This is a genomic window from Halorubrum marinum (assembly GCF_048381195.1).
In the GTDB taxonomy this organism is placed as follows: domain Archaea; phylum Halobacteriota; class Halobacteria; order Halobacteriales; family Haloferacaceae; genus Halorubrum.
This window is the reverse complement of record NZ_JBLWMM010000003.1, coordinates 440559-462434: the sequence shown is the minus strand read 5'-3', so window position 1 is coordinate 462434 and position 21876 is coordinate 440559. Positions and strand designations below refer to the sequence as shown.

The following is a 21876-nucleotide window of genomic DNA, read 5'->3' as shown; positions in this document are numbered from 1 at the left end:
ATAGACTATTTCTGATCTGGATGGAGCATACAGGGACGGGGCTCAGTGCGATCCATCGCCGGGTTCGAGATGTGATAGTCTTCGACGATCAGGAGGCGATCGACGACCTCCGGCTCGGTGATCCCGTTCTGAATAAATCCAGCGGCAATAGTCGTCGGATCGTGACACGCAACCTCAGTCCGAGCGTTGCGGAATACTTCGCCTTGTACGAGGTCGTTGTGAAGCCGAGTATTTTGGAGAAGGTTCTTTATCGGGAGTTCTAGAGACACCATGTCGACACCGCCGCCGCCGGGTTGATGCTCGTGGCCGTCGCTGTCGACGATCGCCTTCAGTTCGTAGCCGAACTCTGGCTCGCGTCGACGCCGATCGACGGACTCGGTTTCTGGTTGGTCGCTGCCGTTCAGAATTTCACCGACAAACTCCCGGCATGAGGGGTCGATGTTGAGGTGGGCGAGAATGGACGGAAGTGACACATCCGCTCCATGCACGTCAAGATAAGCTTCGACGCGTTCACGAATCAGCGCCTTGCGAGGTGATTCGCCATACGTTGAGGCGGTCGTTGCACTCGGCCACCGTTCGGCGAGCGTGCGCTCGCGGTCTGGTTCCGGCGGCGTCGCAGCTGCGTCCGTCGCCCATCGGAGATCGCCGAGAAGACGATCATCCGGTTCGGGAGGTCCATCGAGGCGGCCCTGGTCGATCGTCCAGGGTGAGCCACAGCAGACGCAGACCACATCCGCGCCGTGACCGTCGTCCCATCGGACGCGATCACCGTGCGGGTCAACCTGGCCCGACTCTTCGTTTTCAGCGCGCTGTTCACACCGATCCGCGCGGATGGCCTGATTCACAGTCTGCGATCGGGAGGTCCGACGACGAGCTGCAGACCAGTAGACTGCACCCCAGGCGATGTATTCGATTGGCTTTTCGAGCAGGTCCTCGGTGTAGCCGCCCATGTACGCGGCGAGATAAGAACCGAGATTGCCCACGTCGGCGTTCATCGAGATGCAGCCGTTATCTTCGTGAAGGTAATCGTCGATGGCGTCGTAGTTATGAGCTGACCACCCGGCTGGGTCGCACACTTCGAGGTGTTTGTCGACGACACGCTCGAACTCAGAAGCGACCGGACGGAAATCGTCGAAGTCGCCCCCGTCGAAGTAGACGCCAACGTGAATATGAGTGTAGCAAGCGTTTAGTCCTGGCTCTTTCTCATCGTCCGATGCAGCGCCCATTCCATGAGGTTCTGCCTGGAGCCAATAGCCCCACTCGTCGGGGTCAAGGTCGAGGTGATATTCCATCACGTTGCGGAGGGTATCGCGAACACCGCCGTAGCTGAAGGCGTCGTGAATCGCGTCCATCTGGTCGACCGGAGAGAGCCGTTCCCCGTCAGGGACAGAGGAAGCAGTCAGGGTGAGCATGGTCGTTACGGGATTGTCCCAAGCAGGGATGGCTTCGCCACCGGACGGGCGTTTACCACCTGACATTTGACGCTGGAGCGCCCGAGCCCGCGCGTACTGCTTCTTGCTGTACTCCTTCCCCCAGGCGTCGACGAGCGGCACGTCGAACTCGTCGCCGGTTTCGCGGTCAGCAAAGCGGGCCATCATGCCCTGGTAGTCGCGGTGAGCGCGGAGGAACGCGTGAATCGCGTCGAGCCACGTCCCGGCGGAACGAGAGCGAAGAGAGTCGACGGCGAAGGCGTCTTCCATCGGCTGTTTAGGGTCGACGAACTCAGTTTCCCACTCAGGATCGGTGACGATCCGGCGGAGTTTGCGCCCGTGCGTCTCGGAGAGCGGTTGATCGGCGAGGTGTGGATACTCGATTGCGAACTCGCTCACACGTTCGACGACGGGATCGGCGTCATCCTCTAATCCGCTGAGAGAAGCCGTTACAGAGTTAGTCTCCTTGGAAGGCGAACTCAGTTTCCCACTCAGGATCGGTGACGATCCGGCGGAGTTTGCGCCCGTGCGTCTCGGAGAGCGGTTGATCGGCGAGGTGTGGATACTCGATTGCGAACTCGCTCACACGTTCGACGACGGGATCGGCGTCATCCTCTAATCCGCTGAGAGAAGCCGTTACAGAGTTAGTCTCCTTGGAAGGCCAAGACGCAGCCCCGTCGTCGGGCGCGCTCATCGCTCACCTCCAGGTGTGCGTTCAACCGCGACTGCACCGCCACTCGTTTGGCGACCTTCGGTCGCCTGTGCGCGGTCGGCGCCGCTCGGTCCGCGTTCGGCGGACCTCACGGACCGCAAGGTCGCCGACCGCTCGGAGAGACTGACGAGGATCGCGTCGACGAGGCGGGCGAGATCGGGCCGGACCCGTGGGGAGGTGGACCGGCGCGCAGTCGAGCGCGTCACTTCTCGACGAGATTATCGAGCTCGGCCGGCCGCTCGGGACAGTCGAGCGCGTGCCCGTACTCGACGCCGCTCGTCGAGTTCCGCGTACACCTCTGACCGCAGACAGGACACCAGAATTCGCCGGGCCCATCTGCAGTGAGATGGCACTGCGAGTTTGAGCTGTGTCCCAAACTCACCGCAGATCACCCCGATTGGCGGAGCAAACCGCATGACTGCAGAGGGGCGTTTCTCGTAACCAATTGGTCACCAGAAAATCGGGGATTTTGAGAAACGCGAATCCGCCGAATTGGGAGCCGTAGACGACTCTAGCGGCTGATTTTATTTTACTCCAATCCGACTTAATTTCGGATGGGCGCTGCAGGCCTTGGTCACGCGGCGTGACAACCCTTCCTTTTGGCGATTTCGGGCGTTGTAGCCGTTGGTTCAGAACGGGCAGTAACCGGGACTCGTGGGGTTCGCTTGACTGGAGAAGACCAACCATGAGTCTCGAACCAATCGACGCAGAAACCGCACTCGAATTGTACCTTGCAGACAAAGAGAACGAACTCTCGGAGGCCTCTCTGAAAGGGCATAAATACCGTCTCGGTCACTTCGTCCGCTGGTGTGATGAGAAGGAGATTGAGAATCTCAACACGCTCACCGGTCGCCAGCTCCACCGGTATCGGCTCTGGCGGCGCGAAGACGGCGACCTGAACAAGGTCAGCGAGAAAACACAGATGGACACGCTCCGCGTGTTCATCCGATGGCTGGAATCCATCGACGGCGTAGAACAAGACCTGAGTCAGAAGGTACTGTCTCCGTCGATCACCCCTGACGAGAACTCCCGAGACGTGATGCTGGACAGCGACAGTGCCTCGAATGTACTCGCTCATCTGGAGAAGTATGAATACGCGAGTATCCAGCACGTCGCAATCGCATTGATGTGGCACACGATGATGCGTGTCGGTGGCGTGCATGCACTGGACGTCGACGACTACGATCCAGACGACCAGTGTGTGAAGGTTCGTCATCGTCCAGAATCGGGGACGCCGATTAAGAATCAGGGGAAGGGGGAACGGATGGTTGCGCTTTCAGATCAACTCTGTGACGTACTCGACGACTGGTTAGCCGAGAAGCGCCCATCAGTCACCGACGAGTACGGGCGAGAGCCGCTACTCGCTTCGCGCGAAGGACGTACGAACAAGACAACGCTTCGAGCGTACGTCTATCGGTGGACCCGGCCCTGTACCTACAGTACCAAGTGCCCGCACGACCGGGATCTCGGTGAGTGTTCGGCACTAGAACGCGACACTGCCTACCGCTGCCCGTCAAGCGTGAGTCCACACGCAATCCGGCGAGGTAGCATCACCCATAGCCTGAATAGTGATATGCCAGACAAGGTAGTCAGCGACCGCGCGAACGTCAGCCAGCGGGTGATCGAACAGCACTACGACCGCCGTACTGAGCGTGAAAAGATGGAGCAACGGAGGGAATACCTGGACAACCTCTAGTCTAACTTCATAAGTTCCGTCAGCTTGACCTACAGATTATACTTTAATCAATTCCTTTTTTGACCAGATCGTCGATGGACTTCGAGATTGTGAACGTGATGAAGAAAATCGCCTCCAGTGTATCCATATCCTGTTCCATAATCTCATCCAAGAGCTCTTTCGCCAACTCGTATCCGAATGGAGAGAAGCGGTGGAGCAAACCAACCACAAGAATACGAGCCTGTGTTCGTCGACTTGATAGTATGGCCCTGTTCCATCCTTCGAGTAGAACCAGATGCTTCCGTCGATATGGACTAAGGTCATCTTCTCGATTGTAGGTGAGAATATCCAGAACAACCACGTGGACCCCGATAGTTAGTGTCATAATGACTGAATATGTGCCGAGGAGCCACCCAATTACAGAAGTCCTAGTAAGAGTTCCGACTACTAAGGATAGAATCCCTGTGACAACAGCGATAACGAACTCTCCTCGTTCTGCCTGGTCGCTCGCCTCAGTGTGGATGTCGAGGATATCTTCCCGAATCTCTGGTGCCGATCTGTCCCCGATTTCGAGTTGACTGTGCTTTCCCACCAAACTCTTGATATCGTCTCGGAATCGGTGGATTTCATCTATCCCGAAGATCCAGTCGATAGCCCCTCGGAACCTACCTTTCAGTGAAATCTTGCCACTTAGCCACGGTCCTAAGATTGCTAGCGAGTAAAGGAGCGTGAAGATGGTGATCCCAACAGCGACTGGGACGATAAGAGAGAGGAGTAAGATGAAGACCAAGAGGGCTCTCCCAGCCATTCGTATTCGGTTCTCTACCTGAGCTCGGTTCACACCTGTAATCTCTCCTATGGGTACTAACAGGATAAGTGGTCTCGTGCCGGAGTGAAAGTGGAAGAACAGAAGAATAATTCCAACTGCCGACATTCCCGGAGCTAATGACAGTCGGCGCGGTCTGTGAGAACAGCCATATACGGTCAATTGAAGCCGAATACGACGATATCGAGCACGACCCCTACTGCCGAAAGTGCGGCGAGCCGGTGCACAGCGTGTGTCCGAACTGTAACAATGCACCTATCAAGGTAGATGGCTACACCCGTGACGACGGATCGCCCTACTGGAGGGTTCAAGAGTATTGTCACCATTGCGGAGAGGCGTATCCGTGGGGCCCGTCCCGGTTCACAGAGGTCACTCGGGAGATAGCCAAGCGACTCCCCGAACCGCAGAATTCCGGACCGAATGGCCGTATTTACTCCAACCCTCAAGGCCAGTTCTTGGAACAAACGAAGCATGGGTCAGAGATCATCAATCACGTCCGAGAGGGAGACCAGTGTTACCGACACCGCCTCTGGCACTCGGCGCTTACCTGCTACATTCACGCATTCGAGTGGGCTGCAATAGCGTATCTGGAGCACACGACCGATGTGGATATCATAGCGGAAGAACAGAACGGAAACTATTACAATTTTGCAGGAGGACGGAACTCGATCCTTGACGAACTAACCGAACACGCGGAAATCGACCAGAAGACGGTCTCTAAAATTGAGAGCATGAATCGGGCCGAACGTCGGTGGATGGCTCACCACAAATCGGGTCAAACGCTTCAGGATGACGTTGACCAGGTCCGGTCCCGTCTCACGGAATTCATCGAGACGTTGTTCCCAACCGAAACTGTCCGGGAAACCATCGACGAACCGTAATAGTCATCGAGGGAAAACAAATGCAACTCCAGCAAGACATCCTTGACGAGATTGCCTCCCGTTTCGTCGACGCCGAGGTGACCAATCGCCACGTTCAACACGAATACGCGCTCTATACGAACGTCTACGGGATCAACGAGGTCGATCCCGAATTACAGACACTATTCGATCTCGCTATCCAAAATCGAGCTCGCTCACTATCTCCCGCGGATTATCGTGTTCTCTCAGATCGTTTTAACGCTGAGGCTTTCCTCAATTACGACACTCGGTCTGAAGCTTTCCAGGAACTCATTCAGATAGATGATGTGGGCCCGAAAATCGTCGACGAGTTTCTCCGAAAGGCAGTCCACGTCTTTGGAATCAACTCTGAATGGGAATACGACCTTCACGTTCCATTAGATACGCACGTGGTGAAGGCGCTGGTCAAGACTGGTGCTATCGACCGAGAGGGTGAGGACTGGGAAGCTGACCTCAATAAGAACTACCAGCGCGTCGTGAACGTGAATCCGAACACAAATCCAAGGAAGAAGGTTGGCTACTCTGATCTTCAGGAAGGATTTGAGGAAGCAGCCTCGCAACACGACCTTCCCCGAATCGTGTTTGACGAGCTCTGGGTAGAACACTCGCGTTTCATTTCTAATCCACTCTTGCAGTCTCAAAGCACTCTTTCTGAGTTGTTGCTCCCCGAATTTCGATACTAAGTTACAGGATATCTCTCAGCCGACTTCGTAGAGATGCTAACTGGCTTTCTGTTTGACCGGTCGATTGGCTGAGTTGATTGTCTGCTCGAATAATCGTATTGTCCGAAGTGAAGAGATCAACAACTTCGTTCGCATCGATGTCTCCTCGCTCATAGTCACAAAGAATCTGGTAGAGATCCACCGTGGTGAGTAATTTACAATCCTCTTTCTCAAGCCGGTCTTTGAAATTCGATGTCGTCAACTGCCGATCCGCAGGGTTCCTGTCCTTGAAGTGGTTGAATATGAGGAGGCCAGTTCGGTTTGTACCGAATCCTTCACTCGCCGCATTATCCAAGTGATCCTCCAACTGCCGGATCTTCCCATGGTCAACTCCGGTATTCTGTCCGGTGATTTCCAAGATGAACGTCTTCTCCTCGAAGTTGATCGCACCATCCCGGCCACCCGAAACCTCGCCATCTACGTTTAGTCCTAGCTTCCGGAGAACCTCAGGAACCAACTCTTCCAATTCCTTGTCTCCTTCGAACAAGATTGTTCTGTACTTCCGAGCTTCTTGGACGTTGGCTTCGAGATCGGAGACTTCTGTCTCCAACTGCCCGATTTGATCCCGAAACTTGTCCTCATTGGGAAGGGAGTAGTCATTGACCCAGTCCGGTCTATGCTCAACATCTAACCCGAATTCATGTTCCAGTAGTCCACGGACGAACTCACCGGGTTCCTGAGAGGGATGAGGTGGGAGCAGGTAGATATGGCCGTCTGATTCGTGTAGTTCTCTGTCTTCAAATCGCTCAGAATTGACTTGGACTTTGGCTGCGAGAAGTCTATTCACGTTATTTGCGGCCAGTCCCTCAACAGAGGGTTCAGGTAAAGTCGGTTGGGCGACCCTAGCTTTAGGGGCTGGTCCCGACTTTGGTGGTCGAGGATCGAAATAACCAGAGTCAGGGTTTTGAACCGACGCACCGATTTGCAGAATAGTCTCCCAAGTAAAGTCGTCATCAAAGTACCATTCCCACTCAGGCTCCGCTGAAACCAAGTCTCCTCGTTTCTCCTCGTCTAATCCAACACCAATTGGCAGCCAAGCAAAGGGATCGAACTCGAACCACTCCTCGTTACCATCGTGGTCTTCTCCTTCTAAATGGAATCGTGCCGTGGTAGGGAGCCGGATTACCAACTCATTCCCTCCGAAGAGAAAATCAATAACGTCGCTCTTTGTGGGTAATCGAACTGGGTCGTTATCCCGAGAGCCGAATCCGGGGTATGCGAACTCGTAGTTTCGGTGCTGGAGATCCTTGAGGTCGTAGAACGCGATATTTGAGTCGATAAGGTTCTCTTCTTCGTCCCAGTCGGCATATTCATCTGAAAGAGACACTTCCGGCCCTTTCACCAACACACGAGTCATTTCCTGATGGGTCTCAGTGACGACACTTCAAGTATAGGTCACAGCCCTTCCGTCCGAGAGCAGACTTCGTTCAAATCCTTCAATAGGTCATCTATTTCGTTCTCCTCAGGATAATACTCGTAGAGGGCGTAGTCGTCTCCGCGATCCAAGATAGTGGCCTCCTCTTCGAGGATTGACTTCCGTGCGACGTCGCTCGGGTCGATAGTTATCTCGGCGTAGAGCAACGAGACTCCCGATTCGGATAGGTTGAAGTCCACTTCGGCTTCGAACGTCTCCTCCTGCAGTTCCATTTCGGTCTCTACCATAAACCATCCGAGATCGTTCCCGAGCTCTTCGTCTACCCAAATCTCCTGACCAATTGCATCCTCGGCTTTCCCTTCGAATTCGTCGACCGACATGTGAACAGTTTTGAGAGGACAGTTATCAAGGTGTTTGTGAAACAACAATGTCCTAACTATCATACGATTCCAATCTAAACCGAGCAGCGATGGCAAACGAACCAAAAGGTCCTCCGCTAACGCTTCTGACTGGGAATGGTCATGCCCTCATTTATGAATCAAACGGGTTCGAGATCGTACCATGGTATCGTAGTGACTGGGGACTAGAAGAGCCAGGGGTGGAAAGCTTCCCCAATTACGTTGAGTCGTTGATTCAGTACTACGAACGACCTGAGGAACTCTGGGAGCAAGAGAAGCCCTATATGGAGGGTCGCCCGGTATATGGCGAGGACGGTCACTCAGAACCGTGGTTTGACCCAGAGACATTGCCAAGCGACCCGACAGCTGGCCAATCCGAAGTTGACCAACACCAACCGTTCTCTGTTGTGGTCGATACCGATGCTCCGATTCCCGATGATGAATCTCAGGTCCCAGACCATGAGGTTCGGATTGAAGATTCTAATGGGAAGATCTGGTTTCGTATTGAAGCGCGAGAGTATGACGCATACTATCGGCAGGACGAAGAAGAGGCTCCGGAGGCAGTTGCTGAGTTCACTACTTCGCTCCGATTGATCTACGAAAATCCGAGAGTGTTCGTCGCTCGTCATTCGTCGGAGTAGCCAAATCGTCTTTCAAAAATCCTTTTTTCAGAGTCAAATCACGTGCGACTCGGACTTCTCCCCTATACTCGATGTGACAAAACACGCACTCACCTCAGTTAAGATTATTTAGATCTAAGAATTCTAATCCATATCCTCTAAATCGGATGCTTCAATGGGGAGATAGCCCTAAGACTAATCAATTCACTTCATCGAGGGTGACTTCTGGCTTGTTAGGGAGATCTTCGCCGTCATCGCTGAATTGATCTCTGAGATGGTGGAACACAATTCCTAGACCAATAACCCATATTACAAATATTCCGGTTGGCTCAACCCACGGTTGAACACCTCGAATAAGCACGGTTCCGGAAATATGGAGCAAATATGCGAATAGTGGCACTCCAACGGAAAGACCAATTGCGGCGACGATAGCCCATAGGAGGTCGGTATCGATAGATTCGGTTGCTTCAAATCGCGGTACGAGTTTGGCTCGTTCATTCAGCAAGGTCTGGATGTCAGTCTTGGTCTGATGCCACCTATTCTGGAAATTGTTGTACTGGTCTCGCTGGTGAATCCGACGTTGGGTGTCCATCTGCCGTTGAACTGCAATCTGCTCAGCAGATGGTTGGATATCGGCTTCAGCGTAGGGGGACCGCCCACCGAGTTCGCGTTTGATTTCATCAAGTCGGCCGTCTAACTCATCCGTGAGGTATTCATCCGCTTTGATCTCTTTCGTATCATCCCCCTCATAATTGGCGAATGCATCGATCACATCTTCTAGGTCTATCGCTGTCGGCTTGGGGGAGAACTCATTCCCTACGTAGTCGTCGATGAATTGACTAACACGTTCCGTCGCGTCATTTTCGAGATCCTCATGCTCCATCGCACGTCGAACTCGATCAATTTGATTTTCGAGGTCTTGTCGTTGCTCATCCAAACTCTGAAGCCGGGAATCTATAGCTTTGATTCGGTGTATTAACTGAGTCTGTTCTGAACGCCGATTCGATATGTTGCTTGCGAGCAGTGCGGTAAGAATACCGATGAAGACGCTGGCTGCGCCAGCAAGTGCTGCGTAGAAGCCTGTGACCATTATTCAACACTAACCAAACCACAGATTGGTAACTCTTAGTGTGATCGGTACTTGGTTTGACGGGCACTACCTGATTTGCTCATCCACTACGTTCCACCGCCGATGAGATCCGTTGTCAGTTGTGATTGAACCCAGAGTCAGGATCGTCGTCGGCGTTGCGGAACTCGTCCTCAAAGCGTTCACGTTCTTCAGCGTCGTCCGGGAGATCGTAGTGTAACTTCTGGACGCGTGGCGTTACGTCACAGCGCTGTTCAATAGCCTCTGCAGAGACCCCTCTATTCTTCTGGTCGGTAATATACCCGCCTCGGATGTGATGCGGAGCCCGACTACTTGGGCACTTGAAGGCGGAATTGTTCTTCTGTGCCGCTTCGCAGTCCTCGGAGTCACGGTCATGAGGGCAGTCTAATCCGACCATGCAAGGTCGAGTCCATTTGTAGGCAATCTTCTGTAGCGTCGACGGGCTCATTCTCCCATCCCCCTTCGTAAGCAACGGTTCCCTTCCCTCTTCGTCAGTAGCGGGCGGTCGCTGATCTTTGAGATAGTCCTGAATGATCTCTGGAACATTCCCGTAGAGAGTGATTTCTCGTTCGCTACTCTCGTCGTTCTTCAGCGGTGTCGTCTCGTCGGTTTCGTACTGGAGAACCCGCTCTTCATAGTCGAAATCGGATACATCACGGCCGATCAATCCAGCTTTCCGCGGGCCAGACTGACACATCAACTCCATTGAAACGTGCTCTATATCGGCATATTCGTATTTTCGAAGGTAGTCTAGCGCCGCTTTCGCTATTTCGGGATCAAGTTTCTTCTCGTCGACACCCTCGCCTCCGGCATAGTCTATGTCCGGGATTTCGACACACTTCTCGAAGCGAACTGGAGCCATCCTATGTTCGATCAAGTATTGAATGAACTCACGGAAGAGGTACATATCGTCGCTAAGTGTAGTGTCCGCTAACGGTTCGTCCCGAGACAGGGACTCGTACTTCCGCCATTTATTGTATCGCTCTACGTCCTCGCTCGTGAGGTTTTCAGTCGATTCGACATCCACCTCGTCTTCGAGGTATGTCTGAAGGTAGTCCAGTTTCCGCTTATACTGACCTGTCGAGGCCACCTCTTCCAGTTTATTATCCCGAAACTCATCCAGAACCTCATTCATCGGGCGCGACTTTCGTGAGAGTTCAGGGAACGAATCCGCCATCTGATCGACGACGGTAGAGGCTATCTGCTCTAGAAATTCCTCTGTGGGGTCCTCAGAGAGGCGTTCTTTTACGAACTCTACATCGTCACGCCGGTCGCTCATCAACTCAGCAGAATAACCACCCACTTAATGCAGTTAGCCTTCGGCAGATTATGTAGGAGATATTTGCCACTAATGGGGGTGGTACTCCCCCAGATCTCCGCCGAGAATTTAATTCTCTTCGTAGCGCCTTATGGCGATTCCAAAGGATCCATAGACAATTGGCGCGATCCGGAACAGTTGAGCGCAGAAAATGACAACCAACAGAATAGTAACGCACGAAATGCGGGGATTTCAGCGCAAGAATCGGCGTTCAATACCGGTGCCGTATACCGATTACACAAAAACCATCGCACGGACAGTGGAACAAACACTTGGCCACACCAGTAGCTTGTTACACAGCCGCCAGAGTCGACACCGTGTATGTCTTTGTTGGGAACAGCGCACTCTACGGCTTCACGCCTAATTGTCTCCATTATCAAAGGTCTCACTCCTCTTCGGTGAATTCCACAGCCTTCTCCGAGAGCTCTTCTAACCGTTCCGAGAACTCTTCATCCCACTCTGTCCCGAATGCTCGGTCGTACAATTTCGGCACCTGTAGCAGCCCCATCCACATCATTCGTTCCTGTGCCTGCCACCGATTGAGTTGATTGACATCCTCACCTAGGACATCAGCATCACTACTATTGTAGAGGACAAGAGCGAGTAGGTTGACATCAGAAACCAGCGCAACTTTCGCAAAGTCCGCCAGTCCACCACCCACATCCCGCGATAGATTCGAGTAGCCGACTGTCTCTGAATCCAGTACTTGTTCCTCATTCCGTACATCAATTAAATACTGGAGGGAACGCCCGCTAAGGAAGCCTTGACGAGTTGCCGCCGTCCCCGCTGGAGGAATTTCATCTGCATCATCGTCAACTTCAGCAAGCGGATACCCGCATTGTCCGCAGTAGTGGTGCTCCTCCTTTACGACATCACCACAATTCGGGCAGTACGTCATACAATAACAAACCCACTAGTCGTCTTAGTGATTCGCCTAGTACACTATACCAATCGAATGATGTGACCCTCCTCAGCCACAGAAAAACGAACTCGTCAAGCGTAACCAGCCTACTGCCTAACGGCTGCTACGATAGATCCACAATCGCTTGGCATTACTCCCAAGCGGATAGCTGCCGAAAGATGTTCGTGCCTCAATGTCATCGATTTCCACTAACTGAAGGTCTAATTCACGTTCAATCATCGTTGTTACGGGACAAAGATGACACGAAAACTTCCTCTAATCATCCTCCTCCCGTCCCGTGGTTTGAGTTCATCCTGTGTGTTGCCACGCGGCCGGCCTGATCGTTGAACGGCAGACGGCGGGGCTATGGAATCCAAAAATTCGTCAATCAGTTCCGCTCGTGAATTCTGGATTGGATCTCTTTCAACCGCTGGCTGGCCATTAAACGTGTGTGGGAGATAATGGTAGATATGGTAACGCTCGCTCAACTTAAGGAGGACTTCGAGCCACGTGTTCGAGAGGAATTACTGGCTCAGGGGAACGACCCAGACGTCAAGCCAACTCATCGTTGGCTCAGGGAACACAGCTTCTGGGGAGTATTCACGTACTGTCGAACCCGTGAGGTAACAGTTGATGAGATTCTTCTCGAAGAACTCGGATTTGACGAACGGCCATCGAAGCCACTCCCGGGCCACAGTGTCGAAACAAAGCGCCTTCTTCACTCGTTCTTCGCCGAGGAGTTGGACAACTTCAACCGTGTTAACCACTCCACAGTCCATAATTTATCGACGCACATGCGGACGCTCATGGACATTTGTCTCGAAACCCATGGACATGCAGACCTTGTTAGAATCGGCCGTATGGAACGGCGAGAACAGTACTACGCGTTACGAGACCTGTTTCTGAGCTTGGAAGACCACCATGAAACGGAGGGGACGGCGTATAATTACGCCAGTACACTCGTCTCTTTCTATGACTGGTTAGAACTCCTTGACGAGATTGATTCACATCGTGCCGACGAGATCCGCGACCGATTCGATTGGGAATACCAACGCGATGGACCCGTCTACGTGCTGACTACCACTGAGGTATGGCAGCTGTGGAAAGCTACTGAAACGCTCACCGAGAAAGTAATCATCATTCTGATGTTCGCCGCCGGGTTACGACCCGATGACATCCGAGTCCTCACCGGAGACAGGGTCCACCTCGATCCATTCGATCCACATCTTGAGTTCGGTTCTGATCGGAAGAACGGTCCAGGAAAGCCTGTCCTCCTCGCTGGAGACGATATTTTGAAGCGACATTTAGAACTGCTGAAACAGGATCCCAACTGGAATGGCGCGATGCTCCCTAGCGACCGTTCGGAATCTGGCTCACGGAGTTACGCCTTCATCAGAGCCCGCTTCGACGAGGTCGTCGAACGCAGCGACGTGACGATTGACCGTGAGGACTACAATCTAACACCGACGGCTGGCCGGGACTTCTACATGAATCTCCTTGCAGGAGCTCGACTCGGCTTCCGCCGTGACGTCACAGAGCCGACGACTGATGCGGCAGGCTCATCCTCGGAACGCGTGATGAACAAACACTACTTAACGGACCGGAAAAACCGTCGCTTCTTCCGGAAGCACGCTAGCGCGTACATCAAAGCGGCGTTCGAGGATCATGCGATACCACTCGCTGACGAAACTGACCAGTCTAAAACACTTCCCGGTCAGACGAAAATGCAGGACTGGATCAACGACGAGGGCGCGGCCGCACTCCCAGCGTTCGGTACAATAGGACGCGCTGTGCATAGTGGAACCAATCTCGTTGACCAGTTCATCCGTCGTCACTGCGATGGTTCGCCACCCATACTCCACGCATGTAACGTGAGCACAGCCGGGCGATCAGTCATCGGAGTTACCGGCATAACTATCCTCGCCGCAGCGCTTGTGACGGGACTACACGCATCATCACTTCCTCTTCCAGCATCAACCGGGCTACTCTTCTCAAGTCTCCTCATCGGGATCGCCAGCATCCCAGACTGAACTGTAGTGCATCTACCCGAGTTCACCCCTCAGAATCCCCGTCTTGGGAGGGTGCGGGAAACTAAGTATGAGCACAAGGCTTCTTCTCTATGGGGTCACACGTCGGCGTCGATTGGGCAAGCGGGTGCTGGGTCGTTGTCGAGGCAACCACCGAAACCACTAATATCAGTACCGAACCCTCGCTGCTCAACGTTTGGCACGAATATGGCGACCAAGCAAATGAGATCTTAGTAGACATCCCAGTGCATTTGGAGCGCGAGGGGAACCGAGAGTGCGATCAGAATGCTAAGGACTTCCTCGGTTCTCGTGGCAGTACTGTCTTCTGGACACCGAACAACGACGCGGTGACCGCCGAGGACTACGATACGGCCGTTGAGAACAATACTCGGGGACTAGGAAGCCACAGCTGGGGACTCATCCCACGTATCCAAGAAGTGAACGCAATGTTGGATGAAATCGATGCAGCACGTGAGATGGTGTACGAGAGCCATCCAGAGGTTTGCTTCAAAGCGTACCACGGCGACAATCTCCCATCGAAGAAAAGCGGCGAAGGCTTTGAAGCTCGGAAAGATTGTCTCATCGAGAACGGCGGCCAATCATTCCAGCCAGTAATTGACCTCGTTGACGAACGGCAAGCAAACAGTCAATGGCACCATCGAATCCAGGAAGGTCGTATCGACGACGTCCTCGACGCCGCCATCCTCGCCCTTACAGCACGCGAATCTTCAGGGGACTACTCAACACTCCCAGAAGAAGCCGACCCCACCTGCGACCCCTCCATTGTCTATCCGAGTGCCTAACAAGTCATTCAGAGTCATTCGCACACTTCTTTACCGCGTCTTCTATGTGGTTTTCCTGCAGAATTCGATTGATCCGGCATAGATAAACTTTGGAGTCTACTTGTGGACTCCAAAGTTCAAGTGGCTGCAGCCCACTGTTGTTTATAAGCAGGGTTTGTTAGGATGGGCGAGTAAGCAGATTCCCAAGTTCGGGCGAAAGTATGGGTGACACCCGGCCAAGTCGAATCGCTCCGGTCGGCATGCTACGCGACTGGTGCAGACTATCTCCAACAGCGAAACGAAGCAATCGTCACGACGATGTACGACACGGGGCTCCGGGTAGGCGAACTCGTCCAGATCGATGTCGAACTACTCCGGAACAACAACTCGGAGCTCTACCTCCCCTCGGAACTGCAGAAAGACTATCCCAACAAGAACTCGCCACCACCAGTGACCCTCGAACTCGCCGACGACACGACACGGCTGCTCTCAGCGTACCTCACCAACCGATGGAAAGACACGCCAGCACTCTTCCCATCTCGCTCCTCCGAGCGCATCAGCGAACAAGGTGTACGGAACATGCTTCACAAGATCGCCGAGGAGGCCGGGATTCGACCCTACAAACTCGACGGGAGTAGAGGCGATTCAAGTGACGTCACACCCCACGCCCTAAGGCACGGCGTTGCTTATCGAATGATGAACGAAGAAGATGGAAACACGCTGTACGATGTCCGCAATCGACTCCGTCATCGCAGTATTCAAACGACCGAGAGAGTCTACGACCATCTACTCAAAGTCTAACCGTTTTGTCTCTCCGCGCCGCTAGGCAGCATTCATCACAGAACCTCTCCAAACGTTTCAGCCGAAGAATAATCACGTAAACCGTCCACGGTTAGTATATGACTGACTACCCTTCTGAGTCGTCGCTTCTCGTGAATGCGACACAGCAGCAGCTAGCCAAGGGTGACTTCGACGCGGGGGTTGCTATCGTCCTGACGCAGCATGAGGAAGCCGAGGGCGGCTATGACATCGAATTCAGTACCGCATCACGGCTCGAACTCCAATACAAAGCTGTCTACAGTGAGATCGACGACCGTACCTTCGAACCTGGACACCCGCAGACAGCAGTTAAATTCCCGTTCAACGGTCAACAGGCCAAAACACTACTCGGCCGCGCTCCACTGCCTGGACTCACGTTTTACGCACTCCCGGCCGTCACTGACCTTACCGGCCTCGGCGACGTGCTGAGCACGACCGTCTTCCTCGACGTCGAAGCTCTCGCCACACTCCCAAAACACCAGGACAACCTGCACGAGTACACCGCGTTCTGGGTGCCAGTACGCGGATCCACCCCGACGTTCTCAGCGATCTACCTCAAAGACAAAACCGAACCGCGGTACTCCGAACCAAGCGCGTACCATCGTATCGACTCCGACTTCCTCTACACGTGGCCAGAACTCAAGACCCTCACGCGCGGGAGGGTCATTGGTGCCCCACTTCGAACGCACAGCAGTACAACCCCGGCCGCAGGGTACCAGCAGCTACGCGGATACGAGAGTCAATTGCTAGACTCCCGGTTCCCAGAGAACGTGCTTGATGAGCACTCACCTGTCGGGACTGATGACTGGGACACATTCGAAACCGTCGTCAACGAAGTCGAGCGCCGTAGTCGAGAGGTACGCCACGCGATTATCGAAGAGCGGCCGACGCAGGACTACCTCACCTCTTCCGAATACGAGGTGCTGCAATCCCACGAGTACCTGCGTGAACCCAACCAGTTGGATGTGAGCCGGCGTGCTTCAATCCGTGCGGCGCTGCTGACATACCAAGACGAGGAAGACGGAGAGGATATAGAAGAGCCGTCCCCGGTAATCGACTACTCTGGCTTGGATCCACGGCAGGGATCTCGCTACCGACAGTATCGGTACTTGGCATGGGGGGACGACGCTGACCCCCTCACCGTTCCAATCGGATTCACACCGGACTAAGTCTCACAGACACAGCCAGGCAAACATCACTGCAGCTTACAGTGAGACGTCCTCTACCACCGTCATCTCATACAGTTGGTCAATCTTCTCGACCAACTCCGAATTTTCGACAGCAGCTTCGCGGACAGCCTGTGATAATGCTTCGACGTACGCCTCGAAGAAGTCAGTGTGAGCATCAACGTTGATGGGGTACTCGGCACGGAGAAGATTCGACTTGTTACCCGTAATCGTGAACTTCGTTCCGTCAATCGCTCCCTCAATCTCCGCGCGGGCGTCACTGAACCGCGCTGCGAAATTATCATAGAAGCTATCGTGCCCTGACGGTGCGTTTCGAAGGTACACTACTAACGTGTGATCCCGGACCGCCTCCGTTCGATGCCAGTCAAGCCGATGGACCAGTCCGACCCGCGCGTTCGGTTTCGTCGCATCCGAAACCGCTCGACTCTCATCCAGTTTCGTCCACCACTCACGAGGGAAGAGCCACGACCAGTCGGATTTCCCCTGGCGGAACGTCCACTGCCGACGCTCACCGGACTCCATCTCTACCTGGACTGCGGTGTACTCTGCGGGCACGTCTGCATCCTCGATCCGTTCAGCGCCCGCCAGCGACTGTGACAGCCGGTCGCCCCACGTCGATTCGAACTCCGACCACTCCTCCTCAAACGCCGCCTCCAGATCCGAGATCACACCGTAGTTTTCGACGTACAGTTCCACCATCTCTTGCTGATTTTCCTGGTACTCAGTCATCGTGAGCTCACTCCGAATTGTGTCAACGAAGTCTTTCAACTGCGCCGTGGTTCGCGCCGGGTACTCATCGTAACTCTCCATCAAGAACGACTGCAGTTCTGCCGCCAGCCACTCCCACGAGACATGCACAAATTCGTCGGCAGCCGGCGACGACGCCGACTCAGGGGCTAAAAACACGTAGTGCTGGCCGTCAGTGGGTACGTCGGCTTTGTCAAGCCCAATCCCGTCAAACGAATCGACGCCAACGTATCGCTCTGTCTGGTCTTCCCCCTCTGATGCGTGGACTTTCAGCTCCCAACAAATGAACCAGTCGTCGGACAACCACATCACGACGTCTGGAACGCCATCGGACGTAGACACCTCTTGTGCGATCTGAATCTCGTCCATGTCAAACCGCGAAAACGCATACCCCGAATCATCACGGGCAGACAGCGCAGCGAGTACGTGCTCTAAGACAGCGTGGTCAAGCCCGTGTGAGGCGTCAGGAGTCAGAAAGTGAACGAGGAACTGCTGCCAGTCACGCTCTTGCGTGCTCCGGCCAAGTACCTGCAGCGTAGTCGGTGGAGGCTCTTCGGCTTCCGGCAGCGCGGCAAGCCGCCGCTGTATCTTCGTCAGTTCCGTTGCGATACTTCGACTCATACGCATCAATCACCCACAATGAAAATCAAAGTGACGCCGACACACCATAGAATAGCACCTTGGCACGAGGTCTGAGCAGTTGGACCGCGACGACCGGGAACCGTTTCTCCCCAGTGAGGGCCAGCACCACTTCTGAGGTGAATCGAGTCACCCGATTTTGGAATAATCATCGCAGACAACGAATCCGATTCCACCTGCCCGAGTAGTATAAGAACTCAACACCGGCCTCTCCTGTTATAGCCCCGATAGCTGAGACCAGTTTTAGCTCGGACCCATCTAATATACCAGGAACGACTAGCTGCATTACGAATGACGTTCCACGAACGCCTCCGCTCCATAGAAGAGCGGTACGAAATAAACGAGTGCGAACACGCGCGGGAACTCGGTCGGGTTGTCGCCTATCTCCAAGACTAGTGCTATTGATCGACTAGTGATTCGATGTAGTCTTCGAGGGCTTCATACGCGGGAGCGAAGTCGGGGAGATCTGCAACCAGATCGGGGAGTGTATTCTGCCACCCGTCGTGGATCTCGTCCCGTTTCTCTCTGGGAAGCCCGTCCCGAAGATCGATGTCCAGCCCATCGTGGTCACATTTCCGCGCGAATGCCGGCAGGATACCCGAGTCATCAACGTCGGCCTCCGTAATCATCCGATACAGATCGTAGTAGTCACGAGCTTGTGACCGCTGATAGAGCGCTCGCAACTTCTCCGCGAAAATCTCCTCCAGACTGTAGGCAGTCAACTCGAATTCCGGGACATCCTCGTAGCTGTGACGATGGTGGACTGCGTCAAACGCGACGTACTCGTCGATCATCACGTCGAGACTTGTCGTGTTCTTGTGACCGAGCACGGCGGTGTACTGGATGTCGATATCGACATAGTGCGTTGGATACGCGTCTGTCCGCAGTTCACGGTGTTTGGTCACCTCGAAGTCGATACCGGAGGCTCTGGCCGCGTCTTCCAATGCGTCTTGTAGCCCTGCTTTGCTCCCGCGGTACGTTCCTTCGACACCGAAATCGAGGTCTTCTGAGTAGCGCCACGTCTCTGGGAAATACAACTTGCTGAGCGCGGTTCCACCCTTGAAAAGCAGATTATCGCCGTACGAACTCGTGTAGATCGCCCACAGGATCCACGAATTGACGTAGTTCTTCTCCGCGTAGCCGAGACGAACATCTAGCTCTCTAGCCAGCCGTCGAAGTTGCGCGTCGGAAATCATGAGAACTCGTCCGGGAGGAATGCGTCGGGGGAAATGTTCAGACGGAGCTGGTACTGACTGTCACGTGTTCCCGTCGCTTCCCGTGTCGGATCGAGCAGCGGGTACCCAGTCGTGAAGTTCTCGACGAGGTCCTGGTACTCCGGCAGGTCGATGTCCAACTGGTCGGCGAGATACACGAGTCGTTTCGTTGCGGCACCGTTCCCAACCCGCCGCAGGTACTCGACGACCCGTTCCCACGAACAGCGCGTGTCGACAGCGTTCTCCATTGCCTTCGCAAGTTCCTCGATACCGCCGCAGAACTCCGGATGGTCGGCACAATCGACCAACGTCTTCTCGATACTCGATATGTTCACCTGGTTCGACCCGACCGCTGTCGGTTGATACCCGAAGAACTTCTGCTCCGTGACCGTCACCGGAAGGTACGTCACCCCGTGGATTTCGCGCTCCTGAGCCCGCGCTGTCGTCACGACGTACACCGTGCGAGACATCTGCTCCGTCAGCCCGTGGTGATTCAACGCGCTCCAGTACCCGATATACATCGGGTCCACGAGTGCAGCCGCGATCACGAATTCATGCTCGGTATACACGGCGTTCTCGCCCGCAGCGAGCGGCAGAATCAGATACTTCCCGTGCGCGATCCGCTCAAGCCAGCCTTTCTCCTTGAGCGCATACGCCATATCCTTCGCCGATTTCCGCGGGATGTCAAGGACGTCGGCGATGTCACTAATCGTGATGACCTGTCGGTTCTCGCTTGCGAGCCGTGACAGCGCCTGGGACTCACGCGTCGACAGGCTCTTTCGTTGAGTCTCTTCGCCGTTTGTTGTCTCCATAGCCGCTCAGTGTATATAGACTCTAAATCCGCCCTCGGAATAAAGGTACCCGTTGAGAAGAGTCTTGACTAAAGTCGTCTCTACAACCGCCTAGCGTACATAGACTCTAAATCAGCACCCGACACCAACACGAAACAGACGCTTCTCTACCGGTGAGTTGCGTTCACCTGCCTCACCGAGAACTGCAAGCCAGGCATCAAGGAACGTCGAGGCTCCGAACCGCACCCTATCGACCACACCCGCACTCGGGTCATTCTCGCCCTCGAAAAACTCCGCGATGAAACATTCGTAACCGCGTGACAGCGACCCGCCTACACCACAGTGAAACGGCTTTAGAATCCTCAATAGAGGGCATAATCTCTTCTGAGAACGTATTGTGGCCAGGGTTTATCCGAAACCAGGTGAGAAAGTGTGTGCTGTTCGACCATGACGAGAACACAGAATTCCACCGGCACGAGCACCGGCACGAATGATGGCGTCATCCTCGTCGTTGATCCCGATGACATCATCAGCGCGATGCGACGCAACGCACGCGACGCCCACACGCGTCGAACCCACAAACTCCGATTCAACCGACCACTGGAGGGTCGCGTTACCGCCAGCACCCACGTCCACCAGGAAGGAACCTACTGGCCAAACCCAAAGACAGCCCCACTCACCCTCGCACCTGAACAGTTCATCGAGGATGATGCAGCTGAAGAGACCGCGCACCCAGAACAGTGGCAAGTTCACGAGGCCGCAAAGGACATCGACGGCGTAGACGACCTCGAAGACGTGAGCGACGAAACACTCGACGAGTGCTGGGACGTCCATCTTGAAATCTGGGAGAGCGCCGTCCGACATCACCTGAAAACAGAGATCGACATCCACGAGTACAGACACGGACCAGGCGTCGAACCACGCATCGTCACCGTCGAGTACGACGACGAGTAACCTCAATCAGAGAGCACTCACGCAAAATAGGTACCAACCAGTCAGCGATATCGACCGGATCGAACCTCTGTTGTTCGACAAATCACCGCGCAATCCCAACATCTGCTCGGTGTCGTCAGTTACTGTGGCAGCGGACTGGTTTTACTTGTCATACCCGGCCATCTCACTGAGTTCTGCGGAGCAGTACGTTCATTTCAATTCACCACGAATCGTCTTCTTATGCCGGGCAACGTTCTCGTCGCCTTCGACGGCTCTCCGCTTTCAGAGCGGGCGCTGACATACGCTATCGAGACCTTTCCGGATGCAGCCATCACATCGATATACGTCATCAATCCGTTGGACTCCGTTATTGACGTTGAGGCTGGCGGCCTACCTGTCGCCGAGGGCTGGTACGAGAATGCGAAAGAGCAAGCACGCAGAATCCACACGACAGCGGCGGATCTCGCAGCGGAACTGGATGCCAAACTCGACACCGTCACGGAAGTCGGGAAACCGGCAGGGGCGATCCTCGAATATGCTACCGACCACGACATCGATCAGATCGTTATGGGCAGTCACGGGCGCTCGGGCATCGACCGTGCACTCCTCGGGAGCGTCGCCGAGACAGTTACCCGTCGAGCACGAATCCCAGTGACGATCATCAGCTGAGGCATTTGAACCAGAAGAACAAGAAAGCGCTCCAGCGGTCGAAACCCCGAGCATACGCAGTCGGACAACGACATAGTGGCACAC

At 54.3% G+C, this 21876-nt stretch carries 21 protein-coding genes; 10 read left to right on the top strand and 11 right to left on the bottom strand.

The features are described 5' to 3' along the window. Nucleotides 1–5 precede the first annotated feature (5 nt). Nucleotides 6–1829, bottom strand: coding sequence for a hypothetical protein (locus ACNSN4_RS06085; RefSeq protein ID WP_418284889.1), 1824 nt, complete (start codon nucleotides 1827–1829; stop codon nucleotides 6–8). 58 nt (nucleotides 1830–1887) lie between these two features. Continuing rightward, complete coding sequence (locus tag ACNSN4_RS06080; RefSeq protein WP_418284888.1) at nucleotides 1888–2124, bottom strand: hypothetical protein; 237 nt, start codon at nucleotides 2122–2124, stop codon at nucleotides 1888–1890. A gap of 703 nt (nucleotides 2125–2827) precedes the next feature. On the opposite strand from ACNSN4_RS06080, the gene ACNSN4_RS06075 reads away from it, so the two are divergent. Next, entirely contained in the window at nucleotides 2828–3838 is a 1011-nt protein-coding gene (locus ACNSN4_RS06075) for a tyrosine-type recombinase/integrase (protein ID WP_418284887.1), read from the top strand. A 43-nt stretch (nucleotides 3839–3881) separates the two neighbouring features. Here ACNSN4_RS06075 and ACNSN4_RS06070 read toward each other — a convergent pair whose 3' ends face one another. Then, nucleotides 3882–4625 (bottom strand): hypothetical protein, encoded by a 744-nt coding sequence (locus tag ACNSN4_RS06070; protein ID WP_418284886.1) that lies wholly within the window; start codon nucleotides 4623–4625, stop codon nucleotides 3882–3884. Between the two features lie 137 nt (nucleotides 4626–4762). Here ACNSN4_RS06070 and ACNSN4_RS06065 point away from each other — a divergent pair, with 137 nt between their 5' ends. Both ACNSN4_RS06065 and ACNSN4_RS06060 read left to right on the top strand, forming a co-directional pair. Continuing rightward, the gene (locus ACNSN4_RS06065) at nucleotides 4763–5524 is read left to right on the top strand and encodes a DUF2321 domain-containing protein (protein WP_418284885.1); all 762 of its coding nucleotides are present in this window, start codon (nucleotides 4763–4765) and stop codon (nucleotides 5522–5524) included. 20 nt (nucleotides 5525–5544) lie between these two features. Next, nucleotides 5545–6225 carry a hypothetical protein gene (locus ACNSN4_RS06060; RefSeq protein ID WP_418284884.1) on the top strand — a complete coding sequence of 227 codons (681 nt, stop codon included), beginning with the start codon at nucleotides 5545–5547 and terminating at the stop codon, nucleotides 6223–6225. Between the two features lies 1 nt (nucleotide 6226). Here ACNSN4_RS06060 and ACNSN4_RS06055 read toward each other — a convergent pair whose 3' ends face one another. Together ACNSN4_RS06055 and ACNSN4_RS06050 are read right to left on the bottom strand one after the other, a co-directional pair. Then, nucleotides 6227–7606, bottom strand: a complete 1380-nt coding sequence (locus ACNSN4_RS06055) for a hypothetical protein (RefSeq protein ID WP_418284883.1) — start codon at nucleotides 7604–7606, stop codon at nucleotides 6227–6229. 53 nt (nucleotides 7607–7659) lie between these two features. Continuing rightward, a complete protein-coding gene (locus ACNSN4_RS06050; protein ID WP_418284881.1) occupies nucleotides 7660–8019 on the bottom strand; it encodes a hypothetical protein in 360 nt (119 codons plus the stop codon). 89 nt (nucleotides 8020–8108) lie between these two features. Between ACNSN4_RS06050 and ACNSN4_RS06045 the strand changes: the two genes are divergently transcribed. Continuing rightward, a complete protein-coding gene (locus ACNSN4_RS06045; protein WP_418284880.1) occupies nucleotides 8109–8678 on the top strand; it encodes a hypothetical protein in 570 nt (189 codons plus the stop codon). Between the two features lie 178 nt (nucleotides 8679–8856). Here ACNSN4_RS06045 and ACNSN4_RS06040 read toward each other — a convergent pair whose 3' ends face one another. The 3 genes from ACNSN4_RS06040 to ACNSN4_RS06030 form a co-directional block, all read right to left on the bottom strand. Continuing rightward, nucleotides 8857–9747 carry a hypothetical protein gene (locus ACNSN4_RS06040; protein ID WP_418284879.1) on the bottom strand — a complete coding sequence of 297 codons (891 nt, stop codon included), beginning with the start codon at nucleotides 9745–9747 and terminating at the stop codon, nucleotides 8857–8859. Nucleotides 9748–9862: 115 nt separating this feature from the next. Further along, nucleotides 9863–11044 (bottom strand): site-specific integrase, encoded by a 1182-nt coding sequence (locus ACNSN4_RS06035; RefSeq protein ID WP_418284878.1) that lies wholly within the window; start codon nucleotides 11042–11044, stop codon nucleotides 9863–9865. 424 nt (nucleotides 11045–11468) lie between these two features. After that, the gene (locus tag ACNSN4_RS06030; RefSeq protein WP_418284877.1) at nucleotides 11469–11981 is read right to left on the bottom strand and encodes a zinc ribbon domain-containing protein; all 513 of its coding nucleotides are present in this window, start codon (nucleotides 11979–11981) and stop codon (nucleotides 11469–11471) included. 473 nt (nucleotides 11982–12454) lie between these two features. On the opposite strand from ACNSN4_RS06030, the gene ACNSN4_RS06025 reads away from it, so the two are divergent. The 4 genes from ACNSN4_RS06025 (at nucleotide 12455) to ACNSN4_RS06010 (ending at nucleotide 16781) form a co-directional block, all read left to right on the top strand. After that, nucleotides 12455–14014, top strand: a complete 1560-nt coding sequence (locus tag ACNSN4_RS06025) for a site-specific integrase (RefSeq protein ID WP_418284876.1) — start codon at nucleotides 12455–12457, stop codon at nucleotides 14012–14014. Nucleotides 14015–14103: 89 nt separating this feature from the next. After that, entirely contained in the window at nucleotides 14104–14814 is a 711-nt protein-coding gene (locus ACNSN4_RS06020; RefSeq protein ID WP_418284875.1) for a DUF429 domain-containing protein, read from the top strand. Nucleotides 14815–15018: 204 nt separating this feature from the next. Continuing rightward, entirely contained in the window at nucleotides 15019–15594 is a 576-nt protein-coding gene (locus ACNSN4_RS06015) for a tyrosine-type recombinase/integrase (protein WP_418284874.1), read from the top strand. 98 nt (nucleotides 15595–15692) lie between these two features. Next, nucleotides 15693–16781 (top strand): hypothetical protein, encoded by a 1089-nt coding sequence (locus ACNSN4_RS06010; RefSeq protein ID WP_418284873.1) that lies wholly within the window; start codon nucleotides 15693–15695, stop codon nucleotides 16779–16781. A gap of 36 nt (nucleotides 16782–16817) precedes the next feature. Here the strand turns inward: ACNSN4_RS06010 and ACNSN4_RS06005 are convergent, their stop codons facing one another. The 3 genes from ACNSN4_RS06005 to ACNSN4_RS05995 form a co-directional block, all read right to left on the bottom strand. Next, nucleotides 16818–18167: a PD-(D/E)XK nuclease family protein gene (locus ACNSN4_RS06005; RefSeq protein ID WP_418284872.1), complete on the bottom strand. Its 1350-nt coding sequence runs from the start codon at nucleotides 18165–18167 to the stop codon at nucleotides 16818–16820. A gap of 416 nt (nucleotides 18168–18583) precedes the next feature. After that, nucleotides 18584–19381 (bottom strand): nucleotidyl transferase AbiEii/AbiGii toxin family protein, encoded by a 798-nt coding sequence (locus ACNSN4_RS06000; protein ID WP_418284871.1) that lies wholly within the window; start codon nucleotides 19379–19381, stop codon nucleotides 18584–18586. Next, nucleotides 19378–20211: a type IV toxin-antitoxin system AbiEi family antitoxin domain-containing protein gene (locus tag ACNSN4_RS05995; RefSeq protein WP_418284870.1), complete on the bottom strand. Its 834-nt coding sequence runs from the start codon at nucleotides 20209–20211 to the stop codon at nucleotides 19378–19380. Before ACNSN4_RS05995 ends, ACNSN4_RS06000 begins: the two co-directional genes overlap by 4 nt. 426 nt (nucleotides 20212–20637) lie before the next feature. Here ACNSN4_RS05995 and ACNSN4_RS05990 point away from each other — a divergent pair, with 426 nt between their 5' ends. Together ACNSN4_RS05990 and ACNSN4_RS05985 are read left to right on the top strand one after the other, a co-directional pair. Continuing rightward, nucleotides 20638–21144 (top strand): DUF8009 family protein, encoded by a 507-nt coding sequence (locus ACNSN4_RS05990; RefSeq protein WP_418284869.1) that lies wholly within the window; start codon nucleotides 20638–20640, stop codon nucleotides 21142–21144. 219 nt (nucleotides 21145–21363) lie between these two features. Further along, a complete protein-coding gene (locus tag ACNSN4_RS05985) occupies nucleotides 21364–21792 on the top strand; it encodes a universal stress protein (protein WP_418284868.1) in 429 nt (142 codons plus the stop codon). Nucleotides 21793–21876: the final 84 nt, after the last annotated feature.

Coding starts and splice junctions, on each gene's coding strand:
- ACNSN4_RS06080 (WP_418284888.1), bottom strand. CDS start 2,124: ATGAGCGCGCCCGACGACGGGGCTGCGTCTTGGCCTTCCAAGGAGACT.
- ACNSN4_RS06075 (WP_418284887.1), top strand. CDS start 2,828: ATGAGTCTCGAACCAATCGACGCAGAAACCGCACTCGAATTGTACCTT.
- ACNSN4_RS06070 (WP_418284886.1), bottom strand. CDS start 4,625: ATGGCTGGGAGAGCCCTCTTGGTCTTCATCTTACTCCTCTCTCTTATC.
- ACNSN4_RS06065 (WP_418284885.1), top strand. CDS start 4,763: ATGACAGTCGGCGCGGTCTGTGAGAACAGCCATATACGGTCAATTGAA.
- ACNSN4_RS06060 (WP_418284884.1), top strand. CDS start 5,545: ATGCAACTCCAGCAAGACATCCTTGACGAGATTGCCTCCCGTTTCGTC.
- ACNSN4_RS06050 (WP_418284881.1), bottom strand. CDS start 8,019: ATGTCGGTCGACGAATTCGAAGGGAAAGCCGAGGATGCAATTGGTCAG.
- ACNSN4_RS06045 (WP_418284880.1), top strand. CDS start 8,109: ATGGCAAACGAACCAAAAGGTCCTCCGCTAACGCTTCTGACTGGGAAT.
- ACNSN4_RS06040 (WP_418284879.1), bottom strand. CDS start 9,747: ATGGTCACAGGCTTCTACGCAGCACTTGCTGGCGCAGCCAGCGTCTTC.
- ACNSN4_RS06035 (WP_418284878.1), bottom strand. CDS start 11,044: ATGAGCGACCGGCGTGACGATGTAGAGTTCGTAAAAGAACGCCTCTCT.
- ACNSN4_RS06030 (WP_418284877.1), bottom strand. CDS start 11,981: ATGACGTACTGCCCGAATTGTGGTGATGTCGTAAAGGAGGAGCACCAC.
- ACNSN4_RS06025 (WP_418284876.1), top strand. CDS start 12,455: ATGGTAACGCTCGCTCAACTTAAGGAGGACTTCGAGCCACGTGTTCGA.
- ACNSN4_RS06020 (WP_418284875.1), top strand. CDS start 14,104: ATGGGGTCACACGTCGGCGTCGATTGGGCAAGCGGGTGCTGGGTCGTT.
- ACNSN4_RS06010 (WP_418284873.1), top strand. CDS start 15,693: ATGACTGACTACCCTTCTGAGTCGTCGCTTCTCGTGAATGCGACACAG.
- ACNSN4_RS06005 (WP_418284872.1), bottom strand. CDS start 18,167: ATGAGTCGAAGTATCGCAACGGAACTGACGAAGATACAGCGGCGGCTT.
- ACNSN4_RS06000 (WP_418284871.1), bottom strand. CDS start 19,381: ATGATTTCCGACGCGCAACTTCGACGGCTGGCTAGAGAGCTAGATGTT.
- ACNSN4_RS05995 (WP_418284870.1), bottom strand. CDS start 20,211: ATGGAGACAACAAACGGCGAAGAGACTCAACGAAAGAGCCTGTCGACG.
- ACNSN4_RS05990 (WP_418284869.1), top strand. CDS start 20,638: ATGACGAGAACACAGAATTCCACCGGCACGAGCACCGGCACGAATGAT.
- ACNSN4_RS05985 (WP_418284868.1), top strand. CDS start 21,364: ATGCCGGGCAACGTTCTCGTCGCCTTCGACGGCTCTCCGCTTTCAGAG.